We start from the raw sequence: 2,840 nt of genomic DNA on the forward strand, positions 1-2,840 counted from the left end.
AAGTGATTCTCTGTTCAAAAAATAAATAATAGTAGTAATAAATAATATAATTACAATAAAAAATAAGATATATTCAAATTCTTGAAAATTTTTAAATAAACCTATAAAAAGATTAAATACTAAAAAATAAAAATATTGAGCTATTAATATCCATCCAATTTTGTTTTTAAACAATAGTCCCAAAAGAGGTATAAGCAAGAATAAAGGAGCTCTAATAGAGTCAAATATTATTTTAATATTAAACATAAAATCAGGATCATTTTCTAATTTCATTTTTAATACATCTAATCCTTCATTTTTATTATAGAATAAACTAGAATATAACGAAGCACAAAATAGTCCAGTAATAATTATACTTAAAAGCCAATATGGTTTAGCTTTCATTTATTCTTTGCTAGACTTTATAGAATCTATTTTACGTTGCAGTTTTAAAATCTCATCTTCTTCTCTAGCCTTTTTTATAGAGTCTATTTTATTTTGTAATATCTGTATTGCTTCATCTTCTCCTCCACTTGCTTTTAAGGCTTCTAATTTTGTAGAGTCTATAGCAATAGTATTATCTGTTGTTTGACCAAATTCTATAGTTTTAGTTTCTTCAACAAAATACTCTCCAATACCTTCACTAGAGCGCCAGGCTTCATTTAATTGATCGTAAACACTTTTTTCCCATTGACTTGGGTGTTTTACATCTATCCAAACGACATCTCTGTACTCACTATCTACCAATACTAAATCTGGAGTTGCAGAGCCATCAAATTGCCCAGAGTCTTTATCATTTATCGCAGAAACGGTTCCTAAAAAGAATAAGCGTTTACGTCCAGCAATATTTTTTATATATGGCCTAAATTCTACAGGAGTATTTGCTGTCCAATCATATTCTTTTCTAGATTCTTTAACTTTTAAAGGCATTGCAGATACACCGGCATAGCCTTGCTTTTTAGAGGCATGGTCATAATAATACAGCTTATCTGTTCCATCTGCAGGAATAAATACGCTATAGGTTAAACTGGTTCGCTCGTCTCCTACTGGCTCTAAGCCAAACCAGTGGTATAAACCATTGTAAGCGCCTATACCTGTGTCTGAAAAATCAAAATCGGTTACAAAAGGCTGTTCGTTTTGATCTTTAGATAAATCAGGAATTTTTACAGCTGTTTTCATATTCCATGGTAACGGATCGCTAAAACCTCCTAAAAACTTTAAAGATTCGGCTTGTAAGCGAGAAATTTTTTCTGCTACAGTATTTTGGCGTGTTAAATATGGATGGTTTTTCATTTCTTCAGGACTAATGTAGGTTCCTTTTCCTATTGCTACACGCTCTAAATAATCTTTAAAATAATGTGCTCCATTATCTATAACCATAACACCTCCAAAGGTTGGATACGGAAAGAAAAAACCTTTCCATTTTATTAAACTTACGACTTCTACCCATTGCCCTGTATCGTTTTTCATATAATAGGTATCACTAGGTTCATAGTTAAATAACATCCATGGATTAAAACGCTGTACTACTGCATTATAGGTGTTTCTACTAAACTTTAAAGATTCTCCTATTGAAAAGGTTACTGGTATACGATTATCGCTAGAAAATCTAGGAAACGGTGTTGTACTAGATACCGCAAAGACTTCCTCGGTATTATCATTCATAGCTTGCCACGCATACTTTTCGCTTGGTTGTATGGCCATTGTCCACTTATTTTCGTCGTCTACACGTACTAAGTGCGGTAATGAGACATCTTTAGTCTCTCCTACACTTTCGTTAGCCATTGAAAATATGTTTCGTAAGGGTTGTATGCGTTCATTTTGTGTTAATGGTAATTCGTTTATTTCTACACGGTTTAAATCATTAAACACATTATATGTTTTCATATAATCGTACATTTTAAAATGCCATCCTACAAAATATAGAAGTCCAAAAAACACTAATAAAATTCCTAAAATTCCTAATCGCCTTCCTGTAGATGCTGTCTTTCTAAATTTTCTTAATCCAAAAAATAATACTATAGCACATAATAATATTATAAAAATAAATTTTCTAATAAACAGTAATGCCGGTTGGTAATCGTCTCTTAAAAAGAATAGCGCAATAATTAATACTAACGATAATAGTATAATTATTCGTTTTTGTTTTCCGCCTTTATTCCAGTATTTTTTTAACATTGAAACTGTATTTTGTGTTCTAATTGGTAAGTTTTTTTTATTTGATTTTTATAGCAAACTACATATAGCCTTTATCTTTTAAACGCTCTCTTGCACTTTTCTCTTGTTTTTTAGGCTCCGTTGTTGGAGCTTTTTCTTCTATTTCGGGAGTATTCTCTTTATTGGTTATATCCTCAATAAAGTCCTTTCCTTTTTCTATTGTACCGCTTACCATTTCTGTTAAGGATTCCGATTTATCTTCTATAACATCTCCAGATTTTATTACAAAATGTGCAAGGTATGTTCCAGCAAGGGTTCCAAAAATACTAGACGCAAATAATGATAAGGTGACTAAATCTATTGGGATTAATAGTCTGATAATAATAATAGCAACGATATAAATAGCTACAATATAAACCAAACGCAATAAGAGGTTCTGTTTGTATATAAACCCTTTTTTATCGTCTTCCTTCATTTGTAATTCTTTTGAATTGAATACTTTATTGAAGAAACGATACACTTTATTACTCTTAGACTCTCTCCAGTATAAGATGATTCCAAATAAAATGGAAATGATAAATATTATTATTTCGAGTGACATCATAGTATTTGATTTAGTTTAAAGTCGAGAGCTAAAAGTTTGACCTTTTCTGCCTCCTGACTTAATTATTTTTTAATTCTTTTATCTTTTTAGAGGCATATAC

At 30.7% G+C, this 2,840-nt stretch carries 3 protein-coding genes; all 3 read right to left on the minus strand.

Annotated features, from left to right (window positions below; all coding sequences use genetic code 11):
- The coding region (locus tag ACVC2P_RS10675; protein ID WP_452598461.1) for a hypothetical protein at positions 1–384 on the minus strand (384 nt) is incomplete at its 3' end.
- Positions 385–2,157, minus strand: coding sequence for a hypothetical protein (locus ACVC2P_RS10680; RefSeq protein ID WP_452598462.1), 1,773 nt, complete (start codon positions 2,155–2,157; stop codon positions 385–387).
- A 58-nt stretch (positions 2,158–2,215) separates the two neighbouring features.
- Positions 2,216–2,740 carry a hypothetical protein gene (locus ACVC2P_RS10685; protein WP_452598463.1) on the minus strand — a complete coding sequence of 175 codons (525 nt, stop codon included), beginning with the start codon at positions 2,738–2,740 and terminating at the stop codon, positions 2,216–2,218.
- Positions 2,741–2,840: the final 100 nt, after the last annotated feature.

The sequence above is a fragment of the Pontimicrobium sp. MEBiC01747 genome, assembly GCF_053601635.1.

What these genes read in the sequence shown, in the direction of transcription:
- ACVC2P_RS10680 (WP_452598462.1), bottom strand. Translation starts at nt 2,157, where the DNA reads ATGTTAAAAAAATACTGGAATAAAGGCGGAAAACAAAAACGAATAATT.
- ACVC2P_RS10685 (WP_452598463.1), bottom strand. Translation starts at nt 2,740, where the DNA reads ATGATGTCACTCGAAATAATAATATTTATCATTTCCATTTTATTTGGA.